The following is a 26,106-nucleotide window of genomic DNA, read 5'->3' on the forward strand; positions in this document are numbered from 1 at the left end:
GGTCAGACCCGGCTGGTGGCGTACTTGCGGCCGGCGAACGCAGCAGCGGCGAGGCCGGCCACGGTCAGGCCGACCAGCGGCGCCGGCATGCCCTCGTCAGCAGCCAGGCCGGCCGAGCCACCGGGGACGCCGGTCGGGGCGGAGGCCCCGGCCTGGACCGTCTGGGTGGCGAGCTCGTAGCCGGCGTCACCGGAACCCCACGCGTAGACGACCGTGTTGGCGCCCTCGGCCACGGTCAGGTCGGCCGGGCCGATCGCCACGGTGTCGGTGCCGGCGAGCACCACGTCGGCGCTCACGTCGCCGGCCGGGACGGTCAGCGACTCCTCGTTCGGGTTGACCAGGCCGTCGATGATGACCTCGCCACCGGCCCGGACGTCGACGGCGGGCGCCGCGGCCACGTGGCGCACGGTGAGTCGGCCCTCGCCCGCGGGGACGGCGGAGGTGTCGTTCACGAACGGGGTGAGCTGCGGGGCGCCGGCCTCGGTGAGGTGGGCGACCACGGTTGCGTCGGCGCCGGCCGGGATCTCCACGTCCTCCAGGCTGACCGCGACCTCGGCGGTCTCCGGGTCGGCACCGGCCGGGTACACCGTCAGGTCGTACTCGCCGCCGGGCAGCGTGAGCGGGCCGGCGAGGGTGCCCGGCTCGAAGTCGGCGATGAGCTCCTCGCCGTTGGCGTAGACGTCGACCGGGGTCTCCGGGATGGCGTGCAGGACCGAGACGGTCGCGGTGTGCGAGTCGGCCAGCGCGGGGGTGGCCGCGAAGAGCAGGGCGAACGCGCCGGTGGCGCCGGCGGTCAGGGCGATCGGGCGGGTCTTGTTCACGGTGACGTTCCTTCCGTTGGGGTGGACTGTCATCTCGTACTTCCTGCCCATCCGCAGCTGCGGATGCACCTGTTCCGGATCTGCGATCGATCCGATCAGCGCGGCGACCAGACCGTGGTGCCCGCCGTCGTGTTGGGCTGGGTCAGTGCCCAGGTGACCGGTGTCCCGATCGCCAGGGCATGGCCCAGGACCAACACGACGACGGAGCCGCGCACGGTGGTGCTGTTACCGGTCGGGTCAGACCCGGCTGGTGGCGTACTTGCGGCCGGCGAAGGCAGCAGCGGCGAGGCCGGCCACGGTCAGGCCGACCAGCGGCGCCGGCATGCCCTCGTCAGCGGCCAGGCCGGCCGAGCCACCGGGGACGCCGGTCGGGGCGGAGGCCCCGGCCTGGACCGTCTGGGTGGCGAGCTCGTAGCCGGCGTCACCAGAACCCCACGCGTAGACGACCGTGTTGGCGCCCTCGGCCACGGTCAGGTCCGCCGGGCCGATCGCCACGGTGTCGGTGCCGGCGAGCACCACGTCGGCGCTCACGTCGCCGGCCGGGACGGTCAGCGACTCCTCGTTCGGGTTGACCAGGCCGTCGATGATGACCTCGCCACCGGCCCGGACGTCGACGGCGGGCGCCGCGGCCACGTGGCGCACCGTCAGCCGGCCCTCGCCCGCGGCGACCTCAGAGGTGTCGTTCACGAACGGGGTGAGAGCGGGCTCGCCGGCCTCGGTGAGGTGGGCGGCCACCGTGGCGTCGGCGCCGGCCGGCAGCTCCACGCCCATCGCCGACAGCAGCGGCTCGCCGGAGCCGTCCGCGGCATCGGCCGGGAACAGCGCCAGGTCGTACGAGCCGGCGGGGAGCGACAGCGGGTCGGTGAGGGTGCCCGGCTGGAAGTCGTCGATCAGCCGCTCGCCGTTGGCGTACACGTCGACCGGGAGCTCCGGGACGGCGTGCAGGACCGAGAGGGTCGCGTTGGTGTGCGAGTCGGCCAGCGCGGGCGTGGCCCCGAAGAGCAGGGCGAACGCGCCAGCGGCGCCGGCGGTCAGGGCGATCGGGCGGGTCTTGTTCACGGTGACGTTCCTTCCGTTGGGGTGGACTGTCACCCCGTTCTTCCAGCCCACCTCCGCGCCTGGATGCAGCCGGCCACGATCAGTGGGCCAGGGCAGTGGCCAGCAGGTCGAGCTGCTCGACGGTGGAGTCCAGGTGCGGGGAGACGCGGAGCACCGGGCCGGCGAGCTCCCGGGGTGCCCGCTCCCGGCCGGCCGCCGTCGTCAGCAGGCCGTGCTCGGTGCGGAGCCGGGCGACGACCTCCCGGACGTCGACGCCGTCCGGGGCGCGCAGCGTGGTGATCGCCGTCGGCTCGTCCAGCGGCTCCGCGACCTGCCACCCGCCGCGGCCGTCGAGCCGTTCGCGGGTGGCGCGGCCCAGCGCCGCGAGCCGCGCGCGGACCCGCTGCGGGCCGGCGGCCAGGTGCTCGCCGACGGCGACCACCAGGCCGACCCGGCCGGCCACGTGCGCCTCGTGCGACTCGTACCAGTAGGTGTGCCGGGTGTCGCCGGCGGCATCGAACAGCTCGGGACCGACCACCGGCGCCAGCTGCGCGGACAGGGTCGGGCGCAGGACCAGGAAACCGACCCCGCGCGGCCCGGCCAGCCACTTGCGGGAGGTGCCGTAGGCCGCGTCGGCCGCCACGTCGCAGTCCACCTGACCCAGCGCCTGCGCGACGTCGAGCACGAGCGGGACCCCGGCTGCCCGGCACAGCGCCGACACCTCCGCAGCCGGCTGGACGAGACCCCGGTGGCTGGCGACCACGGTCAGGTGGACGACGGCCGGCGGGTCCTCCCGCAGCATCCGTTCGATGCCGGCGACGTCGGCCCGGCCCATGGGATCGGCGGGCAGTGTCGTCGGGACGAACCCCGCGGCACGGATGGCCGCCTCGTTCAGGAAGTACTCGCCGGGGAGCACGCCGATCCGGCTGCCGGCCGGCAACCGCCACCGGGAGAACAGCGTCTGCACCGCGGTGGTGGCGCTCTCGGTGAAGGCCACGTCGGCGGCGGCCATCCCGACCAGCCCGGCCAGCACCGAGCGGCCCTGCTGCAGCAGCCCCTCGGCGGCCTGCTCGGCGACGTAGCCGCCCAGCTCCGCCTCGTGCCGGGCGTGCCGGGCGACGGCGTCCAGCACCTCGGTGCTCTGCCGGCTGCAGGCGGCGTGGTCCAGGTGTACGCCGGCCGGTCGCACACGGGCGGCGCGCCAGGCGTCGCCGAGGTCGTCGTGCGGGAGGCTGCTCACCGCCCGGAGGCCAGCGGACCGGGCACCGACAGGGAGACCGCGACGTCCCCGGCCGGATCGGTCCACCAGTGGGTCATCCGCAGGCCGGCGGCGGCCAGCTCCTGTTCGACCCGGGCCCGGCGGAACTTGGTCGACACCTCGGTGCGCATCTCCTCCCCGGCAGTGAAGGGCACCGTCAACTCGATCGCGGCCAGGTCCACGACCTGGTCCCGGGTCGACCGCAGCCGCATCTCGACCCGCTCCTGCTCGGCGTCCCACACCGCGACGTGCTCGAACGCGGCCGGGTCGGCGTCGCCCGACAGCTCCCGGTTCAGCACCGCGAGCACGTTCCGGTTGAACGCCGCGGTCACCCCGGCGGCGTCGTCGTAGGCGCGGACCAGCCGGTCGGGGTCCTTCACCAGGTCGGTGCCGAGCAGGAAGGAGTCCCCCGGCCGCAGGGTCGCCGCGAGGGAGGAGAGGAAGGACGCCCGCGGCCCGGGCTCCAGGTTGCCGATCGTGGAGCCCAGGAAGGCGACCAGCCGGCGGCCCTCCTGCGGCAGGTCGCCCAGGTGCACGGTGAAGTCGGCGACCACCGCGTCGACCGCCGTCCCCGGGTAGGCCGCGGTGATCTGGGCACCGGCGGACCGCAGCACCGAGGGGTCGACGTCGACCGGCACGAAGCGGCGCAGGGTGCCGGCCTCGGCCAGCGCGGTGAGCAGCAGCCGGGTCTTCTCCGAGGTGCCGCTGCCCAGCTCGACCAGCGTGTCGGCGCCGGTGGCCGCGGCGACGTCCGCAGCGCGCTCGGCCAGCAGGGCCCGTTCCGCGCGGGTCGGGTAGTACTCCGGCAGCCGGGTGATCTCGTCGAACAGCTCGCTGCCGCGCTCGTCGTAGAACCAGCGGGGCGGCAGCGTCTTCGGGCTCGCCGTCAGGCCGGCGCGCACGTCGGCGGCGAGCGCAGCGCCGGCGTCGACCGGGCCCAGGTGGTCGGTGAGCGTGAACGTCATGCGGGCTCCGATGCATCGAGGGGGGTCAGGGTCAGGCCGTCGGGGGTGACCTCGACGAGCGTCCGGTCGGGGACGTCGGACCAGCGCGGGTCGTCGTCCCACGGTTCGCTGGCCAGCGCCGTCCCCTCGTCGGTGGCCAGCACCGACAGGGTGTCGCCCCAGGTGGTGGCCAGCAGCCGGGTGCCGTCGGCGGCGAGCAGGTTGAGCCGGGCGGCCGGGTCGGCGGCCCCCACCTCGCGGACGGTCTCGCCGAGCGCCGCCATGCCCCGGGAGAAGACCAGCGCGGCCAGCAGCGCGCTGTCCACCACCGACTCGGCGTCCCGGGCCGGGGGCAGCACCGCCCGGTCGACCCGGCCGTTGTGCGAGAGCAGCCAGCGGCCGTCGGTGAACGGGGCGGCCGCCGCCTCCTCGATCGGCATCCCCACGGTCGCCGAGCGCACCGCGGCCAGCACGCAGCGGGCCGAGACGGCGGGCGCGACCGAGGCGAAGGACGCCGACCCCCACAACGGCTGCGCCGACCGCCAGCGAGCCGGCTCCGGGCGGCCCTCGGCCCAGAAGCCCACGCCCCAGCCGTCGGCGTTCACCGTGCCGTACCGCTGCCGGCGGGGGGCGTGCGCCTGCACCAGCAGGGACGACGGCGGGTCGAGCACCAGCGCGGCCAGCGTGCGCGGCTGCCCGAGCCAGGCCAGGTGCCGGCACATCAGGCGTCTCCCGTCATGCGTCGAACGCGAGCCGGATGCCGCTGAAGACCTGCCGGCGCACCGGGTGGTCCCAGTTGCGGAAGCTCGGCCGCGACACCGAGGCGCCCACCGCCCAGGAGCTCCCGCGCAGCACCTTGTAGTCGCCGCCGAAGAAGGGCGCGGAGTAGTCCGCGTAGAGCATCGGGGTGAAGCCGGGCCACGGGCGGAAGTCCGAGGAGGTCCACTCCCACACGTCGCCCATCAGCTGCTCCACGCCGCAGGCCGAGGCGCCGGCGGGGTAGGCGCCCACCGGGGCGGGGCGCAGCGCCGAGCCGCCCAGGTTGGCCAGCTCCGGGGTCGGGTCGGCCGAGCCCCACGGGAACCGCCGCCGGCCCCCGGTGGCCGGGTCCCAGACGGCCGCCTTCTCCCACTCCTCCTCGGTCGGCAGCCGCCCACCGGCCCAGGCGGCGTACGCCTCGGCCTCGAAGAAGGTCACGTGCTGGACCGGTTCGTCCGCCGGCAGCTCCTCGACCACGCCGAACCGGGTCCGGGTGCCCTCGGCCCCCCAGAACGCCGGTGCGGTGAGGCCGGCGTCGCAGTGGTGCTGCCAGCCGCGCGCGGACCACCAGCGCGGGTCGGTGTAGCCGCCGTCGGCGACGAAGGCGGCGTACTCGGCGTTGGTGACCGGCACCCGCCCGATCCGGAACGCCGGGACGTCGACGACGTGCGCCGGCCGCTCGTTGTCCAGGGAGAACGGCTCCTCGGTGCCGTCGACCCCGAGGCGGAAGGGCCCGCCGGGGACCAGCACGGTGGTGCCGGCCAGCCCCGGCCGGCCGGCCGGGAGCGGGGAGCCGGTGCCGAGCAGTGGTGGGCCGGCGCGCAGCTGCAGGGTCTGCAGCATCGTCTCGTCGTGCTGCTGCTCGTGGCTGACGACCATCGCCACGTCGAAGGGGTCGTCGTCCGGCCCGGACCGGTCGAGCCGGTCCAGCACCCGGCCGCGCACCTCGGCGCAGAACGCCCGGGCCTCCACCGGCGGCAGCAGCGGCAGCCGGACCCGTGCGGCCCGGGGGTGGGTGAAGGCGTCGTACAGCGACTCGACGTCCGGCGGGAGCACCCCGGTGCACCGGGCGTCGCCGCCGCGCAGCAGCCACAGGTCCTCCTGCTGGCCGACGTGGGCCAGGTCCCAGACCAGCGGGCTCATCAGCGGCGAGTGCTGGCGCAGCAGCTCGGGCTCGTCGTGCTCGGTGAGCAGCAGGGTGCGCTCCCGGGCGCGGGTGAGCTCCTGGGCGAGGGTCTCTCTCAGGTCGGTCACGTCTCCTCCTCGGCGTCGTGGGTCGCGGCCAGCAGGGCGGCTGCCGGACCGTGGATCCGGGCGGTGTGCAGCAGTGCGTCGCCGGGGCTGGCCCGGCGCTCGACCAGCTCGGCCAGGGCGGTGACCTGTGCCCGCAGGCCCGCCGGTGCCCGGCGCACGGCGACCTCGAGGCAGGCGGCTGCGGCCGCGTGCAACTCCGGGTCGGCGAGTCCGAGCCGGGTGGCCGACTCCCAGCGGCCGGCGACCGGCTCGGTCGCGGCAGCGGCGGTGTCTGCGGCCACCGGGTCGTCGAGCAGGGTGCCGGCCACCGCCGACAGCGCCGGCCACCACGGCTCGGGCGCGGCGTCGAGGTACCGCAGCTCCAGGTAGCCGCGCAGCCGGACCGGCGGGAAGAGCGTGGTCAGGTGGTACTCCAGGTCGGCCACGGTCGGCCGCCGGTCGGTCGGCCCGGCCCCGCGGACCCAGTCGGCGAACGACGTCCGGCCGCGCACCGGGACGGCGTCGCCCGTCGGTTCGCGCACCAGCATCACCGGCGCCGCCAGGGCGAACGCGGCCCACTCGTCGGCCGGGTCGGACCCACCGGGCAGGGGCGCACAGCGAGCGGCGTCCAGCTCGGCCCAGATCCGCTGCCGGCCGGAGCGCCAGCCGGTCTCGCTGCCGGCCAGCAGCGGGGAGCAGGCGGAGACCGCCACCAGCACCGGACCGAGCGCCTGGGCCAGCCGCACCCGTGCGGCCCATCCGGACCGGGGTCCGGCCTCCACGTTGACCTGCAGCGCCGCGGTGCTGGTCATCATCGTGACGCCGGCCGCCCGGTGGCCCAGTGCCTGGAAGTGCTCCTCCATCGCCACGTAGCGGGAGCCCGGGTTCACCCGCTGCGCGGGGCGACACGGGTCCGCGCCCAGCGGCGCCAGCCCCAGGCCCGCCGTGCCCAGCAGGCCCCGGACGGCCGCGAGGTCGGACCGCAGGCCGGTGACCGCGGCCGTGACGTCGGGGGCCGGTGGGCCGGACAGCTCGACCTGGCCGCCGGGCTCGAGGGTGACCCGGCTGCCGCCGTCCAGCGGGGGCAGCGCCGCGACGGCGGCGGTGACCCGGTGCCAGGGCACCCGGGTGCCGGGTGAGGCCAGGTCGACCAGGTGGGCCTCGAGCTCCAGCCCGATCGGCCCGGTCGCCGCCGGGTGCAGCGCGCGTAGGCCGACGTGCTCCCGGGCGGCGTCCAGGTCGGGCAGGACGTCGTCGGCGGGATGGTCGGCCAGTGCTGTGGACGTGGTCATGCTGCCCCCTCCAGGTCCGGACCGGTCGAGTCGACCGCGGGTCGGTGCGGGGGCGGCGTGCCGGGTGGCGGCCGTCCTCGCTGACCATCTTCCACGCTTGCGCCAACCCGGCAACCCCCACCTCCCGGTCGTCCGGTCAGCTCACGGCCGGCCGTACGCCTAGGTCGCCGGGGAGCGGGTAGGGAGCCCGTGGACACGGCTGCCAGGACGGCGGCTCCGCATTAGGGCAGGACGGGGACCAGCACGCATGGACGGGGCAGCCGGGTCCGGCAGACACCGGGCGTTGATCGGCGCGTCGGACAGCGAGTTGGTCGACGGCACCGTCGCGTTCGTCTGCGCCGGGCTGGACGCCGGGGAGCCGGTGGTGGTCGTCTGCAGCGACGAGACCACCCAGCTCCTGCAGCAGGCGCTCCCCGACCGTCCGCAGGTGGTCTGGACCGCGTGGTCCGACGTGTACGGCAACGGGCCGGCAGCGGCGATCACCGCCGTCCGCCGTCTCGGCGTGCGCCACCGGGTGGCGGCCAGCCCGGTGGTCCGCGTCGTCCTCGAGCCCCTGCCCGGGTCCGAACCGGAGACCTGGCGGGAGTGGCAACGCTACGAGGCCGTCCTGGACCACCAGCTCGGCGAGGCGGACCGCGCCGGGGACGACCGGCTGCTGGTGCTCTGCCTGTGCGACACCCGCCGGGTGCCGACCCCGTTGGTGGACGCCGTGCGGGCCACCCACCCGATGCTCCAGGTCGACGGCCACGAGCAGGTGAACCCCGACCACGTCGACCCCGAGGAGTACCTGGCCTCGCTGCCGGTCCCGCTCGAGCCGCTGGAGTCGACCGAGCCGCTGGTGCACGCCGACTCGGTGCGTGACCTGCGCGGACTGCGCCGTGACCTGGCCGCGCGCGCCGCCGAGGCCCGGTTGCCGTCCGGCTCGCAGCCGGCGCTCGAGGACTTCCTCCTCGCCGTCGACGAGATGACCACCAACGCCCTGCGTCACGGCCGGCCGCCGGTCGACCTGCGGCTGTGGGCCGGCGGCGACCGGCTGGTCTGCACGGTGACCGACCACGGCGCCGGGCTGCAGGACCCGTTCATCGGCTACGGGCCGGCACACGGTGACGACCTGTCGCTGGGCGGCATGGGGCTGTGGCTGGCCCGCCAGCTGTGCGACCACGTCGACATCACCGTGGCCGGCGAGGGCGTGCAGGTCCGGCTCACCACCGTCCTGCGCTGACGTGCCCGGCGCCCCCCGCGACCGGGACGACGCCGGCCGGGCCCGCAGTGCCCGGCCGCGCGACGCGCTGGGCCGGCCACTCCCGTACGGCTCGCCGGGGGAGCCGCGGGCGCCCGAGGGACTGGTCCGCACGCCGGACCAGACGCTGGTGGAGGCCCAGGAGCTGCTGGACGCCGGCCGGCCGTTCCACGCCCACGAGGTGCTCGAGGACGCGTGGAAGACCGGCCCGGACGACGAACGGGACCTGTGGCGCGGCCTGGCCCAGCTCGCCGTCGGCCTCACCCACGCCCTGCGCGGCAACCTGCCGGGTGCGGCCACCCTGCTGACCCGGGGCGCCCGGTCACTCGGCACCGCCGGCCCGGCCGCCGCCCGGCACGGGGTGGACCTCGCCGGGCTGGTCGCCTGGGGCACCCGGCTCGGGGCGGATGCCGAGGCCGGGGTGCCGCCGGACCCGGCCCCGCCGCGGCTGGCTCTTCCACCGGAGAGTGACGGGGAGCACACTCGGTCCCGATGAGGAGCTACGAGGCGGCCACCCGCATCGACGCCGGGGCCGAACAGGTGTGGTCGGTGCTCGTCGACGTCGGCGGCTGGCGCGACTGGCACTCCGGGATCGACCGGGTGGAGGGGGTCGTCCGGCTGGGCGCGCCGCTCCTCCTGGTGGCCACCGGCACCCGGCGCCGGCCGTTGCGGGTCACGGTCACCGAGATCCGGCCGGCGGAGTCGATGCGCTGGCACAGCGGCCTGCCGCTGGACCTGTTCGTCGCCGAGCGCACCTTCCGGCTCGACCCACAGGGCGACGGCAGCACGGAGTTCACCGTGCGCGAGCAGTACCGCGGCCCGCTGGCGCCGCTGATGATGCGCACGGTGCCGGACCTGAACCCGGCCTTTCGCCAGTTCGCGGTGGGGCTCAAGGCCCGGGCCGAGCAGCGGGCGGCGGAGTTCTCCGCCTGACTCCGCATGGCCCTCCCCGCGCGACCTGATTCCGCATGGTGGGAAGAGTGACCCGGCAGGTGGAAATGTCGCGGTCGGGATGCCACGATGGGAAGGTGACGTCCCTCACTCCTGACTCGGCGCCCGCACCCGTCGTCCACCGCGGTCTGGTGACGTCGGCCTCCTACTCGATCACCGTGCGGCTCACCGCCGACGGCGACCCGGCCAGCGTCGGCCGGATCGCCACCGCGGTGGGCAACGCCGGGGGTGCGGTCACCGCGATCGACGTCGTGGAGTCCCGCCCCGACGGCCTCACCGTCGACGTCACCTGCTCGGCTGCCGACGCCGAGCACTCCGAGGAGGTCGTCGCCGCACTCGACGCCGTCGACCAGGTGCACGTGCGCAAGGTCAGCGACCGCACGTTCCTGCTGCACCTGGGCGGCAAGCTGGAGGTCGCCTCCAAGGTGCCGTTGAAGACCCGCGACGACCTGTCGATGGCCTACACCCCCGGCGTCGCCCGGGTCTGCCTCGCGCTGGCCGAGCACCCGGAGGACGTCCGCCGGCTCACCATCAAGGGCAACACCGTCGCCGTGGTGACCGACGGTTCGGCGGTGCTCGGGCTGGGCGACATCGGGCCGGGCGCCTCGATGCCGGTCATGGAGGGCAAGGCGGCGCTGTTCAAGCGGTTCGGCGACATCGACGCCTGGCCGATCGCGCTGGACACCCAGGACGTCGACGAGATCGTGCGCACCGTCGAGCTCATCGCCCCCGGCTTCGGCGGCATCAACCTGGAGGACATCTCCGCGCCGCGCTGCTTCGAGATCGAGGCCCGGCTGCGGGAGAAGCTGGACATCCCGGTCTTCCACGACGACCAGCACGGCACGGCGATCTGCGTGCTCGCCGCGCTGCGCAACGCGCTGCGGGTCGTGGACAAGCAGCTCGAGGACGTCGCCGTCGTCGTCGCCGGCGGCGGGGCGGCCGGGACGGCGATCGTCACCCTGCTGCTGGAGGCCGGGGCCACGAACGTGCTGGTCTGGGACCGGGAGGGCGTCCTCTCGCCGGACGACGAGCGGCTCTCCCCGGCCAAGCTGGACCTGGCCCGGCGCACCAACCCCGCGTGCCGGCGGGGCGAGCTGGCCGACGCCCTGGTCGGCGCGGACGTGTTCATCGGGGTCAGCGCGGCCAACGTCATCCAGGCCGAGGTGCTGGCCGGCATGGCCGACCAGGCGGTGGTCTTCCCGATGGCCAACCCCACGCCGGACGTCGACCCGGTGCGGGCCCGGCAGTACGCCGCCGTCGTCGCCTCCGGCCGTTCGGACCTGCCCAACCAGATCAACAACGTGCTGGCGTTCCCCGGGGTCTTCCGCGGGCTGCTCGACGCCCGGGCCAAGGAGATCCGCCCCGGCATGCTGCTGGCCGCCGCCGACGCGCTGGCCGCGGTGGTGGGCGACGACCAGCTCAACGCCAACTACATCATCCCCAGCGTCTTCGACCCGGCCGTCGCGCAGGCGGTCGCGGCCGCGGTGGAGGAGTCGGCCCGCGCCGAGCCCGGGGCCACCGCCGACGTGCCCGGCGACGCAGACTGACCGGGTGGGCACCTCCTTCGACGCACTGACCGAGGACGCGCTGCGGTCGGCCGGCAGCCTCAAGTGGACGAGGTACGGCGACGCGCTGGGCGCCTTCGTCGCCGAGATGGACTTCGGGACGGCGCCGGTGGTGACCCGCGCGCTGCACGACGCGGTCGACGCCGGGGCGCTGGGCTACCTGCCCATCCCGATCGCCACCGCGATGGCGCAGGCGTGCGCCGGCTGGCAGCGCCGCCGGTACGGCTGGGAGCTGCCGGCTGAGTGGATCACCCCGCTGGCCGACGTCGTCGCGGGGCTGCAGGCGGCGATCGAGCACTTCACCCCGCCCGGTGCCCCGGTGGTGCTGCCCACCCCGGCGTACATGCCGTTCCTGAAGGTGCCGCGGCTGATGGGCCGCGAGCTCGTCGAGGTGCCGATGGTCGTGGACGACGGCCGGCTCACCCACGACCTCGCGGCGCTGGACCGGGCGCTGACCCCCGGGGCCCTGCTGGTGCACGTCAACCCGCACAACCCGGTGGGCCGGGTGTTCACCGCCGCCGAGCAGCTCGCGCTGGCCGACGTGGTCGCCCGGAACGGGGCCCGGGTGTTCGCCGACGAGATCCACGCACCGCTGGTGTACCCGGGCGCGGTGCACCGGCCCTACGCCTCGCTGTCGCCGGTCACCGCCGAGCACACGGTGACCGCGACCTCGGCGTCCAAGGCGTTCAACGTGCCCGGGCTCAAGGCCGCGCAGCTGCTGCTGTCCAACCCCGCCGACGCCGCGCACTGGGCCGAGGTCGGCGAGCTAGCCGGCCACGGCGCCTCGACCCCCGGGGTGCTGGCCAGCACCGCCGCGTACGACGAGGGGGAGGAGTGGCTGGACGACGTCCTGGCGTACCTGGACGGCAACCGCCGGCTGCTGGCCGAGCTGCTCGCCGAGCACCTGCCGCGGGTGCGGTACACCCCGCCGGAGGGCACCTACCTGGCCTGGCTGGACGGCCGGGAGCTGGGCATCGAGGAGCCGCTGGGGGAGTTCTTCCTCCGCGAGGCCGGGGTGGCCCTGGTCGACGGCCCGGAGTGCGGCGCCCCCGGGGCCGGGCACGTGCGGCTGAACCTGGCCACCCCCCGCCCGGTGCTCCGCACCATCGTCGAGCGCATGGCCGCCGCCCTCAGCTGACCACCAAAATGGCCATTTCGGTGGTCAGCGGGGTGACGGAGGACGACGGGGACGGCGTCCGGCGTGGATCATGTGCGGGTGCCCGAGTTGCCCGAGGTGGAGGCGCTGGTGGCGTTCCTGCGGGAGAACGCCGTCGGCCGAGTGATCACGCGCGTCGACCTGGCGGGCGTCCAGGCGATCAAGACCTTCGACCCGCCGCTGTCCGCGCTGGCCGGGCTGGAGCTCACCGGGGCCTCCCGGCACGGCAAGTTCCTCGACCTGGACGTCTCCGGGCTGCACCTGGTCGTCCACCTGGCCCGGGCGGGATGGCTGCACTGGCGGCAGAACCTGCCCACCGCCCCGCCGAAGCCGGGGAAGGGCCCGCTGGCGCTGCGGGTGCACCTGGAGCCGCGCGAGGGTGAGCTGCCCGAGGGCTTCGACCTGACCGAGCAGGGCACCCGGAAGGGGCTGGCCGTCTACGTGGTCCGCTCGCCGACCGAGGTGCCGGGCATCGCCCGGCTGGGCCCGGACGCGCTGGAGCTGGACGCCGAGACCCTCGGGGCGCTGCTCGCCGGCCGGCACACCCAGCTCAAGGGCACCCTCACCGACCAGACCGTGCTCTCCGGCATCGGGAACGCCTACTCCGACGAGATCCTGCACGCCGCCCGGCTCTCCCCGTTCAAGATGGCCGACAAGGTCACCGACGACGAGCTGCTCCGACTGCACGCCGCGATGCGGGAGACGCTGACCGGCGCGCTGGACCGTCAGCTGGGGCAGAAGGCGGCGACGCTCAAGGGGGAGAAGCGGGCCGGTCTGCAGGTCCACGCCCGCACCGGGCTGCCCTGCCCGGTCTGCGGGGACACCGTGCGCGAGGTGTCCTTCGCCGACACCTCGCTGCAGTACTGCCCGACCTGCCAGACCGGCGGCAAGCCGCTGGCCGACCGCCGCATGTCCAAGCTGCTGCGCTGAGCCGGCCGGGCCACGATGGGCCCATGGCCTTGGTGACCTTCGACCTGTTCAGCGCGCTGATCGACTCCCGGACGGGTGGCTCGGCGACGTTCGACTCCCTCGCCCAGGGGCACGGCTGGGAGATCGCCGGCACCGAGCTCTACGACGACTGGGACGCCCGGAACAAGGCCTCGCAGAAGGACCTCACCGACTGGGTGCCCTTCGCCGAGCACTGCCGGCGCGCGCTCACCGACACCTACGCGGCCCGGGGCCTGGACGCCGACGCCACCGCGGACACCCTCGCGCTGCTGGCGTCCCTGCCGGACTGGCCGCTGTGGCCCGATGTCGGCCGGGCGCTGCCGCTGGTCGCCGAGCAGCACCGGGTCGGCGTGCTGTCCAACGTGGACGACGACCTGTTCGCGCGCACCCGCGCGGCCGGCCTGGTGCACCCGGACGCCGTCCTGACCAGCGAGCGGCTGCACGCCTACAAGCCGCACCCGGAGATCTACCGGCGGGCGGCCGACGCCGGGGCCGCGGTGCACGTCCCCGCGTCGGCGCGGGACACCCGGGGCGCGCTCGAGGCCGGCCTCACCGTCGTCCGGGTGCACCGGCCCGGGCACCGGGTCGACCCGGACGGGCCGCAGCCGCAGCACGAGGTCACCGATCTCCTCGAGCTCCCCCGGGTGCTCGCCGCCCTCGCCGGGTAGCCCTCGCCGAGGACGTGGCCGACCCGGTGGCCGCGCGCGGACGAGGAGGAACCGATGCGGGACACCCCCCGGGTCGTCGCGGTGGTCGTCGCGGCGGTCGCCCAGATCGTCGGCAGCCCCCTGGGCGCGGCGCTCGCCGGCCGCAGCGTCGGCGACGTCAGCGACGCCGACCGCTCCCTGGTCACCCCGGCCGGCTGGGCCTTCAGCATCTGGGGGGTGATCTTCGCCGGGTCGCTGGCCTGGGCGGTCTACCAGGCGCTGCCGTCGCAGCGCGGGCGCGAGGTGCACCGCCGGACCGGCTGGCCGCTGGCCGTCGCGTTCGCCGGGAACGCCGTCTGGGAGGTGGTCTACCCGCAGGGCGGCGTGTGGCAGTACGTCGCTCAGGTGCTGATCTTCGGCATCACCGCCGCGGCCGCCGTCGCCTACGTCCGGCTGCAGACGGTGCCGGCCGACGGGCTGGCCCGGGTGCTGCCGCGGGCCACCGCCGGGCTCCTGCTGGGTTGGCTCACCGTGGCGCCGGTGGCGAACGTGGGCAGCACCGGGGTCGCGCTCGGCATCTCCCCGGACACCCTGGCCGCGCAGGCGTGGGCGGTGGCCGCGCTGGTCACGGTCGCCGGGATCGCGGCCGCGGTGCTGCTCGGCTCCTACGTCGCCGCCGGTCCGTTCGCCGTGGCCGTCATCTGGGGACTGCTGGGCATCGCTGCCGCGGAGGGCCCGCGGCAGGTCGCCGTGGCGGCGGTCTGCGCGGCCGGCGTCGTCCTGGTGGCGCTGGCCGGCCGGGCGCTGACCCGGGCGGACCGGAGCGCACTGCTGGTCGGCTGAGCGCCGCCGTCAGCCCCGGGAGCCGGCCCGCCGGGCGGTCAGCCGCCGGACGCGGGCGTTGGCGGCCGCCGCGCCGCTGGGGGGCAGGTCGTCGACGGAACCGACCGCCGTCCACCAGTCGCGCAGCGGCGGCGGGGCCAGCACGTCGACCCGCTCACCGGGCTGCGGGACGACGACCTGCACGTCCCGGGCCTCGGCGGCGGCGAGGAGCCGCTGCACCGGCTCGGCCCACCGGTGGAAGGCCAGGTTGAACGTCGCCCAGTGGATCGGCACCAGCACCCGGCCACCCAGGTCACCGTGCGCGCGCACGGCCTCCTCCGGGTCCATGTGGATGGCGTGCCAGGCGTCGTTGTAGGCGCCGATCGGCTGCAGCGTCAGGTCGAAGGGCCCGAGGCGGGCGCCGATCCCGGCGAAGGCCGGGGTGTAGCCGGTGTCGCCGCCGAAGAACACCCGGTGCCGGGGGCCGGCGACGACCCAGGACGACCACAGCGTGGTGTCCCGGGCGAAGAACCGGCCGGAGAAGTGCCGGGCCTCGGTGCAGGTCAGCGTCAGCCCGGCGATGGTCGTGGCGCCGTCCCAGTCCAGCTCGACGATCCGCTCGTCGGGCACGCCCCACCGGCGCAGGTGCGCGCCGATGCCCAGCGGGACGACGAACGGGGCCGACTGCTCGCGCAGCAGCGCCCGCACGGTGGGCAGGTCGAGGTGGTCGTAGTGGTCGTGGCTGATCAGCACCGCGTCGACCGGGGGCAGGCTCTCCACCGGTGCCGGGGGCTCGTGCAGGCGGGTGGGGCCCAGCAGCGGGGACGGCGACACCCGCTCGCTCCACACCGGGTCGACCAGCACCCGCCGGCCGTCGATCTCGAGCAGGGCGCTGGAGTGCCCGAACCAGGTGACCGCCAGCTCGGCGGCCCGCTCGGGCACGTCCGGGGTGGTCAGCGGGATGGGGCCGCCGGGGAGCCCCTTGTGCCGGTCCTCGTGCCACTGCCGCAGCAGTCCGTCGCGCGCGTTGGCGGGGGCGAGTGCGGGGGTGGGCAGGTTGTTGTGGAACTTCCCCTCGGAGAACTGGGAGGAGGCGGTGACGGTCGGGCGGAGCCGGCGCTGGCTGGCGCCGAGGGCGACGGGCAGGCCCCAGGCGGCGCGGGCGACCCAGCTCACGCCGCCCAACAGGGCGGTGGCAGCGGTGGCGGTGGCGACACGACGGAGGAGCGGCACGTCCCCAGCATCCCCCGTCGCGCGGTGTCCGCGCCGGGCGGGCGCTGACCTCAGCTCTCGCTCATGCTGTGCAGCTCGCGGGCGAATGCCTCGGCGCTGGGCGTCAGTGGCCGTTCCGGGGCGCGCACCAGGCTGATCCGGCGCTCCACCGTCGGCCGCAGCGGGGCGTGTTGCACGCCGGCGAAGGCCATCATGGGGAGGACGAGCTGCGGGACGGCGGTGACCCCGAGGGCGGCTGCCGTGAGGCCGGCCACGGCCCCGACGTTGCGGGCTTCGAGAACCGGGCCGGGCGTCGCACCGGCGGCCCTCAGGGCCAGGTCGACGGGGCCTCGGATGCTGCTGTCGGCGCCGAAGGTGATGAACGGCTCGTCGGTCAGCTCTGCCCAGTCGACCTCGGCGCGCCCGGCGAAACGGTGTCCCGGGGCGAAGGCACAGGAGAAGGGGTCCAGCCGCAGCTGTTCGACGGTCAGCCTGGCCAGCGGGGCGGGGGCGGCGGTGACGGCCAGGTCGACCGAGCCACTGTGGACGGCGTCGAGCACGTCGGCGGCCAGGCCGTCGCGCACCTGCACCTGGACATCGGGGAACCGGGCGCGGAAGGCGACGACGACCGGCGGGAGCAGGGTGGCGGCCACCGAGGGCAGGCACGCGATGGTGACCCGGCCGCGCTGGCCGGCGAGGTACCCCTCCAGGTGCCGCATCCCGGCGTCGAGGTCGGCGAGGACCTGGCGGCTGAGGGCGATGATCTCCCGTCCCTGGCTGGTCAGCCGGAGGCTGCGGGTGGTCCGCTCGAAGACGCGGACCCGCAGCCGGCGTTCGACGTCGGCGACCGCCCGGCTCAGCGAGGACTGCGCGGTGCCCAGCTGCGCGGCGGCCGCGGTGAAGCCGCCGGCATCGGCGACGGCGACCAGCGCACGGAGGTGGGACGGCGGGATGTCGATGACCACAGCGCATCAATCTATCGCCAATTGATGTTGGACTGAGTGAAGTGGCGTCCACCACACTCGCCGTCGACCAAAGGAGGTCGACGTGACAGCCCTGCTCGGGTACCTGACCATCGCCGCGATCCTGGCCCTGCTGCTCAGTCAGCGGATCAGCGCGGTCGTCGCGCTCGCCGGCGTCCCGATCATCACCGGCCTGCTCGCCGGCTTCACCCCCACCGAGGTCGGCGGGTTCATCGCCGAGGGGCTGTCCGGGATCGTCGGCATCACGGCCATGTTCGTCTTCGCGATCCTGTTCTTCGGGCTCATGCGCGATGCCGGCCTGTTCGATCCGGTGATCCGCCGGATCGTCCGCTGGGCCGGGGACGCGCCGCCCACCGTCGCCGTCGCGACCACCGCCCTGGCGCTGGTCGCCCACCTCGACGGCGCCGGCGCGGTCACCTTCCTGATCGCCGTCCCGGCGATGCTCCCGCTCTACGACCGGCTGGGCATGAGCCGGCTGACCCTGACGGCCTGCGTGGGCCTGGGCGCCGGTGTGATGAACGTCGTGCCGTGGGGCGGTCCGACCGCCCGGGCGGCGACGACGCTCGGGGTGGACGCCAACGAGATCTGGGTGCCGCTCATCCCCGCCCAGATCGCCGGCGGGCTCATGGCCCTGGGGGTCGCCTGGTTCCTCGGCAAGCGGGAGGCGCGACGGCTGGCCGCCAGCGGCGCAGGCACCCCGGCCACCGCCGGCTCCCGCACCGCGGTCGCCACCGGTGGATCGGGGAGCTCGTCGGCCGACCGGCCCGCCCCGAGCGCGCCCGCCGGCACCGGGACCGACGCCGAGGAGAGCGGCGCAGCCGGGGACCCGGCGGCGGCCGACCTGCGCCGTCCCCGGCTGCTGTGGGTCAACGCGGTGCTCACCGTGGCGGTGATCGGCCTGCTCGTCGCCCAGGTCGCCTCACCGGAGATGATCTTCATCGTCGGCGCGATCATCGCGCTGTTGCTCAACTACCCGGGCATGGCCGCGCAGACCAGCCGGATCCAGGCGCACGCCACCGGCGCGATGCTGATGGCCAGCACGCTGCTGGCGGCCGGCGCCTTCCTCGGCGTGCTCAACGGCACGGGGATGATCACGGCGATGGCGGAGTCGGCAGCCGAGGTGGTGCCCGCGGGCGTCGTCCCCGCGCTGCCGCTGATCGTCGGGGTGCTGGGCGTCCCGCTGAGCCTGCTGTTCGGTCCGGACGCCTACTACTTCGGTGTGCTCCCCGTGCTGATCGAGATCGGTGAGCAGTTCGGGGTCAGCGGGATGGACCTGGCCCGCGCCTCGGTGCTGGGCGAGGAGACGCTGGGCTTCCCGATCAGCCCGCTCACCGGCGCGTTCTACCTCCTCGTCGGGCTGGGCGGGGTCAACATCGGGGCGCACATCCGGAACCTCATCGGCTGGGCGACGGCGGTGAGCGTCGGCATGCTGGTCGTCGCGGTGATCACCGGTGCGATCCCCCTGTGGGCCTCATGACCGCGCCGGCCACGCTGCGGCTCGGCGCCGGGGCCGGCTTCGCCGGTGACCGCATCGACCCCGCGGCGGACCTCGCCCGCCGCGGGGCGCTGGACTACCTGGTCTTCGAGTGCCTGGGGGAGCGCACCGTGGCCACCGGTCAGTCGCGCCGGCTGGCCGACCCCACCTCCGGCTACGACCCGCTCCTCGCCGCCCGGATGCGCGCCGTGCTGGGCGCCACCGCGGCTGCGGGCACCAAGATCGTGACCAACTCCGGGGCGGCCAACCCGCTGGCCGCGGCCGACGTGGTCGCCCGGGTCGGCGCCGAGCTGGGCCTGGCCGGGCTCCGGGTCGCGGCGGTCACCGGGGACGACGTGCTGGCAGCCGTCCGCGCCGCCGACCCGACGGTCTGGGAGACCGGGCAGCCGCTGTCGCGCCATCCGGAGGAGCTGGTCTCGGCCAACGCGTACCTGGGTGCCGATGCCGTCGTGCCGGCCCTGCAGCAGGACGCCGACGTCGTGGTCACCGGCCGGCTGGCCGACCCGTCGCTGTACGTCGCGCCGCTGGTGCACGCCTTCGGCTGGTCCTGGGACGACCCCGAGCTGCTCGGGGCGGGCACCGTCGTCGGGCACCTGCTCGAGTGCGCCGGCCAGCTGACCGGCGGCTACTTCGCCGACCCGGTCACCAAGCCGGTGCCGGACCTGGCCTGGCTCGGCTTCCCGTACGCCGACGTCACCGCGGACGGCCGCGCCGTGTTCGGCAAGCTGCCCGGCACCGGCGGCGTGCTGGACACCCGGACCTGTGCCGAGCAGCTGCTCTACGAGGTGGGTGACCCGGGCGCGTACGTCACCCCGGACGTGGTGGCCGACTTCGGCGCCGTCCGGTTCACCCAGCTGGGACCCGATCGGGTGGCGGTGCAGGGCGCGACCGGCACCACCCGCCCGGACGAGCTCAAGGTGACCCTCGGCTTCCGCGGCGGCTGGCTCGGGGAGGGGCAGCTCAGCTACGCCGGTCCGCGCGCGCTGGCGCGGGCGCAGCTGGCGGCCGACGTGGTGCGCACCCGTCTGCGGGACCTGCACGGGATCCCGGAGGACGCCGTCCTGGTGGAGCTGATCGGGGCCGGGGCGGCGTTCCGCGGGCTCACCGACCCCGGGGACCCGTTCGAGGTGCGACTGCGGGTGGCCGCCCGGGTGCCGGACCGCGAGCTGGCCGCCGTGGTGGGCTGGGAGGTGGAGGCGCTGTACACGAACGGTCCGGCCGGGGGCGGGGGCGCGCGACGGTCGGAGACCGAGGTGATCGCCATCCGGTCCTGCTCGCTGCCGCGGACGGCAGTGCACCCCGAGGTGCACCTGCAGGAGGTGGCCCGATGAGCCGGACTATCGACGAGCTGGCCGACGTCCGGACCGGTGACAAGGGCGACACCCTGATCCTGGCGGTGCTACCGCGGAGTGCCGAGGCCGCCGCACTGCTGGAACGGGAGCTGACCGCCGAGCGGGTGGCGGCGCACTACGCCCCGCTCGTGCAGGGCGAGGTCGGCCGGGTCGTTCAGCCGCACCTGCCGGGCCTCGTCTTCACCCTGCCGGGTGCTCTCGGTGGCGGCGTGACCGGGTCGCCGGTGCTCGACGGCCACGGCAAGGCGCTGAGCTACCACCTGCTCAGCCTGGAGATCTGAGCGCCGGATCGGTCACCGAGGTCCCTGACGCAGTTGAGCTCTGCTCCAGATCTGGAGCAGAGCTCAACTGTGCGTGGGCCCCCTGCTGCGCGGGTCGGGAAGGGGGCCTTCCTCAGCCGGCGATGGCGGCCACCGGCGGGGTCTTCGCCGCACGCCGGGCCGGCAGCACCGAGGCCAGCAGCCCGGCCACCGTGGCGACCAGCACGATCGCGCCGACCTGCAGCCACGGGACGGCGATCACCACCTCACCGAACCCGCTCAACATCGCGGCGGTCCCGACCAGCCCGTACGCACTCCCGACCAGGACGCCGAGCACCGCGGCGACCCCGGCGACGAGCACGGCCTCCCAGGCCAGCAGCGCGCGCAGCTGGCCGCGGGTCAGCCCCAGCGCGCGCAGCAGGCCGCTCTCCTGGCGCCGCTCGACCACCGAGAGGGCCAGGGTGTTGCCGACCCCGATCAGCGCGATGAGCACTGCCACACCGAGCAGCCCGGTCACGATGAGCAGCAGGGCGTCCACGATCTGGTCGAGCATGGCCCGCTCGCTGGCCAGCCCGGTGACGAACGCGGAGGGCAGCCCGTTCCCGGTCACCTCGGCGATCTCGTCGATCACCGCGGTCTGGTCGGCGTCGTCGGCCAGCCGCAGCCACATCGTGTCCACCGCGGCCTCGGGCACCAGGGCCTGGAGATCGGCGTCGTTGACCAGCCAGTCGTTGGTCCCGCCGACCACCGGCGTCAGCGTCAGCGAGCGGTCCTCGCTGGTCAGCGTCACGGGGCCACCCCACACCTCGGGTGAGTTCTCGGGGTAGTACTCGGGCACGACGATCTGGCCCACCTCGGGCAGGGTGGTGGAGGTGGAACGCAGCACCGGCCGCGCCGCCGCCGGGTCCACCCCGGTGATCCGCAGGTCGTAGCCCTCCGGGTCGGTGACGACACCGGTGGCCAGCGAGGTGGTGGCCACCACACCGTCCACGGACGCCAGCTGCTGCTGCAGCGAGCTGGGCACCGCATCGCCCCAGGTGTTGATGGTCACGTCGGTCGGGTACTGCGCGGCCAGGCCCTCCTGGGCAGTGGCCCGGGTGGAGCTGGCGCCGACCACCATCGCGGTGGTCAGGGTGACGCCGATGAGCAGGGCCGTCGCCGTGGCCGCCGTCCGGCGGGGGTTGCGGGTGGCGTTCCCGGTGGCCAGCCGGGCCGGGAGGCCGCCGAGCCGGCCGAGCAACCGGCCCGCCGCGGCGACGATCGGCGGCACGGCCCGCTGGGCGAGCAGCAGCAGCCCCAGCGAGCTGAGCACGATCCCGCCCAGCGCGACCAGCACCTGCGCCTCCGTGACACCCAGGACCATGAGCGCGATGCCGGCGACGGCGAGCAGCAGACCGGTCACCAGCCGGGCCACGCCGCCGCGTGAGCGGAGCGGGGCCGGGTCGGTCGGACGCAGCGCGGCCAGCGGGGCGACCCGGGTGGCGGCCCGGGCCGGGGCCAGCGCGGCGATCAGCGTGGTGACCGTGCCGACGGCGAGACCGATGAGCACGGTGGACGGCGGCACCGAGAGCCCGGACAGCGGGATGGGCGAGTCCATGCCGGAGACCACTGCCGAGATGGCCGCGGCGAGCCCGATCCCGGCCAGGACGCCGAGCACCGAGGCGGCCAGCCCGGTGAGCACGGCCTCGCCGAGCACGCTGCGCCGCACCTGGCGGGCGGTGGCGCCGACGCAGCGCAGCAGCGCCAGGTCACGGGTCCGCTGGGCGAGCAGCACGGCGAAGGTGTTGGCGATGACCAGCCCGGCGACGAGCACGGCGATGGTGGCGAACACCAGCAGGAAGGCGGTGAGGAGGCCGGCGTCACCGGTGATCGTCGCGACGGACGCCTCGGCCTGCTCGGTGCCGGTGCGGACGGTGACGTCCGCACCGGACAGCGCGGAGCTCACCGCGCCGACCAGTGCGTCGGGATCGGTGCCGGTGGTGCCGGCGATGCGCAGGTCGACCGGCTCCTGCGCGCCCCAGGCGCGGGTCTGGTCGGCGGTGGCGTAGGCCCTGCCGGTGGTCGCTGCGGTCGGGTCGCCGCCCAGGTCGACCACGCCGGTCACGGTCGCGTCGGTGGTGGTCTCGGTGCCCTCGTCGTCGTAGACGGTGATCGCGACGACGTCGCCGACGGCGGCGTCGACGCGCTCGCTGACCGCGATCTCGCCCGGGCGCACCGGCAGCGCCCCGGAGGTCAGCTGCTGCCAGCGCAGCTGCGGGTCCCCGGCGACCGACTCGATCTCCAGGTACTGGGCGCCGGTCTGCCCGTAGGTCTGCCAGGTCGGGTCGACGGCCTGCACGCCGTCCAGCGCGGTGAGGGTGTCGACGTGCTCGACCAGCCCCTCGCCGGTGTCGGAGGTGACCACCGCGTCGGCGTCGACGTACTGGGCGCCGACCGCCTCCAGGACGGTGGCCTTGGTGGTCGCGTTGAGCACGAGGGTGGCGACCACGTAGCCCACGGCGATGACGATCGCCAGGGTGGAGGCGATCAGCCGGGGCAGGTGCGCCCGGATGCTCGCCAGCGTGACTGCTCGCATGACGGTCAGCCCCCCAGTCCGCGCAGCGCGTTGATGATCGAGTCGGTGGTGGGCTGGTGGACCTCGCCGGCCAGCTGGCCGTCGGCCAGCAGCACGACCCGGTCGGCGTAGGCGGCGGCCACCGGGTCGTGGGTGACCATCACGACGGTCTGGCCGGTCTCCCGGACGCTGGAGCGCAGCAGGTCCAGCACCTCGGCGCCGGCGTGGCTGTCCAGGTTGCCGGTGGGCTCGTCGGCGAAGACGACGTCGGGGCGGGGGAGCAGCGCCCGGGCCACGGCGACCCGCTGCTGCTGGCCGCCGGAGAGCTCGTGCGGGCGGTGCTGGAGCCGGTCGCGGAGGCCGAGCCGGCCGATGACGGAGTCCATCCACGCCCGGTCCGGGCGCTGCCCGGCCAGCTGCATCGGCAGCAGCATGTTGTCCTGGGCGTTGAGCACCGGCAGCAGGTTGAACGACTGGAAGACGAAGCCGATCCGCTCACGGCGCAGCCTGGTCAGCTGGTCGTCGCGCAGGCTGGTCAGCTCGGTCTCGCCGAGCCACACCTTGCCGCTGGTCGCGGCGTCCAGGCCGGCCAGGCAGTGCATCAGGGTCGACTTGCCCGAGCCCGAGGGGCCCATGATCGCGGTGAACGCCCCCCGGTCGAACGCGACGTCGACGCCGGCGAGTGCGTGCACCGCGGTCTCACCCGAGCCGTAGGTCTTGCGCAGGTCGGTGGCGTGGACGGCGGCGGACTGGGTCGCCGCGGGCTCACCCGGGACGGTCATGACGGGGACGGACACTTCGGCCTCCAGGAACGTGGTCTTCGACTGAGATCACGTTCTCCCGGAGCGCCCCCCGGCCGCGTCGCCGCAGGGGCTGGTCTCCACGGAGGCTGTGGTGCACCTGTGGGCTGACCCGGGGTCATCCCCCAGGTGCATGCCCCACCCCGGTCGGCGCCGAGTGCTGCCTCGTCGACGCCTCGCCGGGCCGGCAGGCGTCGACAGCCCCGCACTCGCCGGACCGGCCCCCTTCAGGGGCCCGCCGCGGGCTTGCGAGGGGTGGGGAGGAGGGGGTCTCCTTCGTCAGGCGGGGGCGTCGCGGAGGAGGTCGGCGGGGGCGACGAGGCCGGTGCGGTAGGCCAGGACGACGGCCTGCACCCGGTCCCGGGAGCCGGTCTTGAACAGCACCCGGCCGACGTGGGTCTTCACCGTCGCCTCGCTGACGAACAGCTGCGCGGCGATCTCGGTGTTCGAGGCGCCGTAGGCCATCTGCACCAGCACCTCCCGCTCCCGCGGGGTGAGCTCGGCCAGCGCATCAGGGTCGACCTGGCCGGTCCCGCCCCCGTTGCCGGCCCCGCGCAGGATCGGCGCGACGTGCTGCAGCAGCCGGCGGGTGGAGCTGGCCGCGATCACCGAGTCGCCGGCGTGCACGGTGCGCACCGCGGCGAGCATCTCCTCCGGCGGGGCGTCCTTGAGCAGGAAGCCGCTGGCCCCGGCGCCGATCGCCGCGACCACGTACTCGTCGAGGTCGAAGGTGGTGAGCACGACGACCCGGGGCGGCTCGGGGAGCGCCGTCACCAGCTCGGTCGCGGCGATGCCGTCGGTGCCGGGCATCCGGACGTCCATCAGGACGACGTCGGCCGGCGTCCGGCGCAGCAGCTCGACCGCCGCGGCGCCGTCTCCGGCCTCCCCGACCACGGTGAGGTCGGGCTGGGAGTCGATCACCATCCGGAACCCGGCCCGGACCAGCTGCTGGTCATCGACGAGGACGACGCGGATCTGGCTGTTGTTCATCGTGGTGGACCGTAGGGCAGGGACGCGTGCACGCCGAACCCGCCGCCGGTCCGCGGCCCGGCGGTCAGCCGCCCGCCGTGCAGCGCCGCCCGCTCGCGCATGCCCAGCAGGCCCTGTCCCTGCCCGTCGGACTCCACGATCGCCGCCGATGCGCCCCGGCCGTCGTCCAGCACGGCCAGCTCCAGCGCATCGGGCCGCCAGTGCAGCCGCACCCACGCCCGGCCGGCCGGGCCGGCGTGCTTGAGCACGTTGGTCAGCGACTCCTGCACGATCCGGTAGGCGGCCAGCTGCGCGCCGGCCGGCAGCGGCCGCGGGTCGCCCTCGACGATCAGGTCGACGGCCAGGCCGCTGGCCCGGACGTCGGCCACGAGCTGGTCGATCGCGGCGACGTCGGGCTGCGGGGCGTATTCCTCGCCGTCGCCCTCCCGCAGCACCCCGAGCAGCTTGCGCATGTCGGTCAGCGCCTGCCGGCCGGTGGCCGAGATCGCGTCCAGGGCCCCGGTCGCGGCCGCCGGGTCGGTCTGCCCGGCGTACCGGCCACCGTCGGCCTGGGCGATGACGACCGACAGCGAGTGGGCGACGACGTCGTGCATCTCCCGGGCGATCCGGGCCCGTTCGGTGGACGCCGCCAGCCGCATCTCCTGCTCCCGTTCCAGCTCCAGCAGCCGGGCGCGCTCCTCCAGGCCGGCCACCTGCTGCAGCCGGGCGCGGCGCAGGTCGCCCAGCGCCCAGCACGCCACCACCAGCACGCCGATGACGCCGGCGGCGAAGACGAAGCCGAACCACGTGCCCGCGCCGAAGTAGACGGCCGAGGCGAGCACGGCACCGACCAGCCCGACGACCAGGCCGGCCCGGCTGGCCCAGCGGGGGGCGTAGGCGGCCAGCGCGTAGACCATCACCGGCGCGGCGATGTTGGCCGGGAGGAAGTAGCCCGGCACGAGCACCAGCTCGAGCAGGCTGGCGACGGTGACGACCGCCGCGGCACGGACCGGTCGGCGGCGGCGCCAGGCCAGCGGGACCAGCAGCGCCAGCGACAGCGGGATCGCGGCGAGGCCGGGCCCGGGGTAGGCGATGTCCGTGGAGGCGGTGACCAGGACGAGCACCGCGACGCCGGCGAGGACGGCGTCGACGCCGAACGGGTGGTCCCGCAGCCACCCGGCGGCGCGCTCCAGCAGCGGCTGGTCCGAAGCGGCGGGGACCCGGCCCGGCCGCGCGTCCTGCCCGCGGGTGCGGCGCAGCGCGCCCAACGCCCAGGCGCCGACGACCAGCGCACCGATCAGGGTCGCCGTGCTGACGACGAGGCTGATCGACTGACCCCGGTTGAACGAGACGGCGGCGAGCACCGCGCCGAGCAGGCCGGCGCCCAGCCCGGCCCGGCCGGCCCAGGCGGGACCGTGGGCCGCCAGCGCGTAGACCATCATCGGGGCGGCGACGTCGGCGAGCAGCAGCTCGTCGGAGAGCACGACGAGCTGGACCAGACAGACCAGCACCACGACAGCGGCCGCGGGGACCGGGTTGCGGCGCCGCCAGGCCAGCGGCGCGCACAGCGCCAGGCCCAGCAGGACGGAGACCTCCGGGCTCGACTGGCTGTAGCCGGACAGCCCGGGCACCGGGACCGTGACCAGCGCGACCAGGCAGGCGAGGGCGACGTCCACGCCGAAGGGGTGCCGTCGGAGACGTGTCGCCGCACGTTCGAGCAGCGACCGGACCATGCTGACGACCCTAGGCAGGGTCGCGCCGCCCGTCGTCGTCCCGCGGGGTGAACCGCGTGTCCGCCTGCGGGATG

At 75.4% G+C, this 26,106-nt stretch carries 24 protein-coding genes; 11 read left to right on the plus strand and 13 right to left on the minus strand.

The genetic code is table 11. From position 1 onward, the window contains the following. Positions 1 to 2 precede the first annotated feature (2 nt). The 7 genes from O2W15_RS17410 to egtA all read right to left on the minus strand — a co-directional run bounded on the left by O2W15_RS17410 (position 3) and on the right by egtA (position 7,345). A complete protein-coding gene (locus tag O2W15_RS17410; RefSeq protein ID WP_269180291.1) occupies positions 3 to 821 on the minus strand; it encodes a DUF4397 domain-containing protein in 819 nt (272 codons plus the stop codon). Positions 822 to 1,058: 237 nt separating this feature from the next. Continuing rightward, complete coding sequence (locus tag O2W15_RS17415; RefSeq protein WP_269180292.1) at positions 1,059 to 1,880, minus strand: DUF4397 domain-containing protein; 822 nt, start codon at positions 1,878 to 1,880, stop codon at positions 1,059 to 1,061. Between the two features lie 79 nt (positions 1,881 to 1,959). Next, positions 1,960 to 3,099 (minus strand): ergothioneine biosynthesis PLP-dependent enzyme EgtE, encoded by a 1,140-nt coding sequence (egtE, locus tag O2W15_RS17420; RefSeq protein WP_269180293.1) that lies wholly within the window; start codon positions 3,097 to 3,099, stop codon positions 1,960 to 1,962. After that, positions 3,096 to 4,082: an L-histidine N(alpha)-methyltransferase gene (gene egtD / locus O2W15_RS17425; protein WP_269180294.1), complete on the minus strand. Its 987-nt coding sequence runs from the start codon at positions 4,080 to 4,082 to the stop codon at positions 3,096 to 3,098. The genes egtE and egtD overlap by 4 nt, the downstream gene beginning before the upstream one ends. Further along, positions 4,079 to 4,783, minus strand: a complete 705-nt coding sequence (egtC, locus tag O2W15_RS17430; RefSeq protein ID WP_269161009.1) for an ergothioneine biosynthesis protein EgtC — start codon at positions 4,781 to 4,783, stop codon at positions 4,079 to 4,081. The genes egtD and egtC overlap by 4 nt, the downstream gene beginning before the upstream one ends. Before the next feature lie 13 nt (positions 4,784 to 4,796). Next, the gene (egtB, locus tag O2W15_RS17435) at positions 4,797 to 6,074 is read right to left on the minus strand and encodes an ergothioneine biosynthesis protein EgtB (RefSeq protein ID WP_269180295.1); all 1,278 of its coding nucleotides are present in this window, start codon (positions 6,072 to 6,074) and stop codon (positions 4,797 to 4,799) included. Then, on the minus strand, positions 6,071 to 7,345 hold the full coding sequence (gene egtA / locus O2W15_RS17440) for an ergothioneine biosynthesis glutamate--cysteine ligase EgtA (protein WP_269180296.1): 1,275 nt from the start codon (positions 7,343 to 7,345) through the stop codon (positions 6,071 to 6,073). The genes egtB and egtA overlap by 4 nt, the downstream gene beginning before the upstream one ends. A gap of 247 nt (positions 7,346 to 7,592) precedes the next feature. Between egtA and O2W15_RS17445 the strand changes: the two genes are divergently transcribed. The 8 genes from O2W15_RS17445 (at position 7,593) to O2W15_RS17480 (ending at position 14,695) form a co-directional block, all read left to right on the plus strand. Next, positions 7,593 to 8,567, plus strand: a complete 975-nt coding sequence (locus O2W15_RS17445) for an anti-sigma factor RsbA family regulatory protein (RefSeq protein ID WP_269180297.1) — start codon at positions 7,593 to 7,595, stop codon at positions 8,565 to 8,567. A gap of 1 nt (position 8,568) precedes the next feature. Continuing rightward, positions 8,569 to 9,081 (plus strand): DUF309 domain-containing protein, encoded by a 513-nt coding sequence (locus O2W15_RS17450; protein ID WP_269180298.1) that lies wholly within the window; start codon positions 8,569 to 8,571, stop codon positions 9,079 to 9,081. Then, the gene (locus O2W15_RS17455; RefSeq protein WP_269161014.1) at positions 9,078 to 9,518 is read left to right on the plus strand and encodes an SRPBCC domain-containing protein; all 441 of its coding nucleotides are present in this window, start codon (positions 9,078 to 9,080) and stop codon (positions 9,516 to 9,518) included. The genes O2W15_RS17450 and O2W15_RS17455 overlap by 4 nt, the downstream gene beginning before the upstream one ends. Before the next feature lie 95 nt (positions 9,519 to 9,613). Continuing rightward, positions 9,614 to 11,083 (plus strand): NAD-dependent malic enzyme, encoded by a 1,470-nt coding sequence (locus tag O2W15_RS17460; protein WP_269161015.1) that lies wholly within the window; start codon positions 9,614 to 9,616, stop codon positions 11,081 to 11,083. A gap of 4 nt (positions 11,084 to 11,087) precedes the next feature. Then, entirely contained in the window at positions 11,088 to 12,239 is a 1,152-nt protein-coding gene (locus O2W15_RS17465; RefSeq protein ID WP_269180299.1) for a MalY/PatB family protein, read from the plus strand. A gap of 78 nt (positions 12,240 to 12,317) precedes the next feature. Further along, positions 12,318 to 13,187, plus strand: coding sequence for an Fpg/Nei family DNA glycosylase (locus tag O2W15_RS17470; protein WP_269161017.1), 870 nt, complete (start codon positions 12,318 to 12,320; stop codon positions 13,185 to 13,187). A 23-nt stretch (positions 13,188 to 13,210) separates the two neighbouring features. Next, entirely contained in the window at positions 13,211 to 13,873 is a 663-nt protein-coding gene (locus O2W15_RS17475; protein ID WP_269180300.1) for an HAD family hydrolase, read from the plus strand. Between the two features lie 54 nt (positions 13,874 to 13,927). Beyond that, positions 13,928 to 14,695, plus strand: coding sequence for a hypothetical protein (locus O2W15_RS17480; protein WP_269180301.1), 768 nt, complete (start codon positions 13,928 to 13,930; stop codon positions 14,693 to 14,695). A gap of 9 nt (positions 14,696 to 14,704) precedes the next feature. Here O2W15_RS17480 and O2W15_RS17485 read toward each other — a convergent pair whose 3' ends face one another. After that, entirely contained in the window at positions 14,705 to 15,907 is a 1,203-nt protein-coding gene (locus O2W15_RS17485; protein ID WP_269180302.1) for an MBL fold metallo-hydrolase, read from the minus strand. A gap of 50 nt (positions 15,908 to 15,957) precedes the next feature. Then, positions 15,958 to 16,851: a LysR family transcriptional regulator gene (locus tag O2W15_RS17490; protein ID WP_269180303.1), complete on the minus strand. Its 894-nt coding sequence runs from the start codon at positions 16,849 to 16,851 to the stop codon at positions 15,958 to 15,960. Positions 16,852 to 16,933: 82 nt separating this feature from the next. Between O2W15_RS17490 and O2W15_RS17495 the strand changes: the two genes are divergently transcribed. Genes O2W15_RS17495 through O2W15_RS17505 form a run of 3 tightly spaced genes read left to right on the plus strand, consistent with a single transcriptional unit; the run spans position 16,934 to position 19,997 of the window. After that, positions 16,934 to 18,346 carry a CitMHS family transporter gene (locus O2W15_RS17495; protein WP_269161022.1) on the plus strand — a complete coding sequence of 471 codons (1,413 nt, stop codon included), beginning with the start codon at positions 16,934 to 16,936 and terminating at the stop codon, positions 18,344 to 18,346. After that, the gene (locus O2W15_RS17500) at positions 18,343 to 19,695 is read left to right on the plus strand and encodes an acyclic terpene utilization AtuA family protein (RefSeq protein ID WP_269161023.1); all 1,353 of its coding nucleotides are present in this window, start codon (positions 18,343 to 18,345) and stop codon (positions 19,693 to 19,695) included. Before O2W15_RS17495 ends, O2W15_RS17500 begins: the two co-directional genes overlap by 4 nt. After that, positions 19,692 to 19,997, plus strand: a complete 306-nt coding sequence (locus O2W15_RS17505; RefSeq protein WP_269180304.1) for an AtuA-related protein — start codon at positions 19,692 to 19,694, stop codon at positions 19,995 to 19,997. The genes O2W15_RS17500 and O2W15_RS17505 overlap by 4 nt, the downstream gene beginning before the upstream one ends. 112 nt (positions 19,998 to 20,109) lie before the next feature. On the opposite strand, the gene O2W15_RS17510 is transcribed toward O2W15_RS17505, so the two are convergent. The 4 genes from O2W15_RS17510 to O2W15_RS17525 all read right to left on the minus strand — a co-directional run bounded on the left by O2W15_RS17510 (position 20,110) and on the right by O2W15_RS17525 (position 26,032). Beyond that, a complete protein-coding gene (locus O2W15_RS17510) occupies positions 20,110 to 22,551 on the minus strand; it encodes an ABC transporter permease (RefSeq protein ID WP_269180305.1) in 2,442 nt (813 codons plus the stop codon). A 5-nt stretch (positions 22,552 to 22,556) separates the two neighbouring features. Beyond that, positions 22,557 to 23,327 carry an ABC transporter ATP-binding protein gene (locus O2W15_RS17515; RefSeq protein WP_269161026.1) on the minus strand — a complete coding sequence of 257 codons (771 nt, stop codon included), beginning with the start codon at positions 23,325 to 23,327 and terminating at the stop codon, positions 22,557 to 22,559. Positions 23,328 to 23,609: 282 nt separating this feature from the next. Then, complete coding sequence (locus tag O2W15_RS17520) at positions 23,610 to 24,320, minus strand: response regulator transcription factor (RefSeq protein WP_269161027.1); 711 nt, start codon at positions 24,318 to 24,320, stop codon at positions 23,610 to 23,612. Next, a complete protein-coding gene (locus tag O2W15_RS17525; protein ID WP_269180306.1) occupies positions 24,317 to 26,032 on the minus strand; it encodes a sensor histidine kinase in 1,716 nt (571 codons plus the stop codon). The genes O2W15_RS17520 and O2W15_RS17525 overlap by 4 nt, the downstream gene beginning before the upstream one ends. Positions 26,033 to 26,106: the final 74 nt, after the last annotated feature.

Source organism: Modestobacter sp. VKM Ac-2979 (assembly GCF_026967995.1).
Lineage (GTDB): Bacteria > Actinomycetota > Actinomycetes > Mycobacteriales > Geodermatophilaceae > Modestobacter.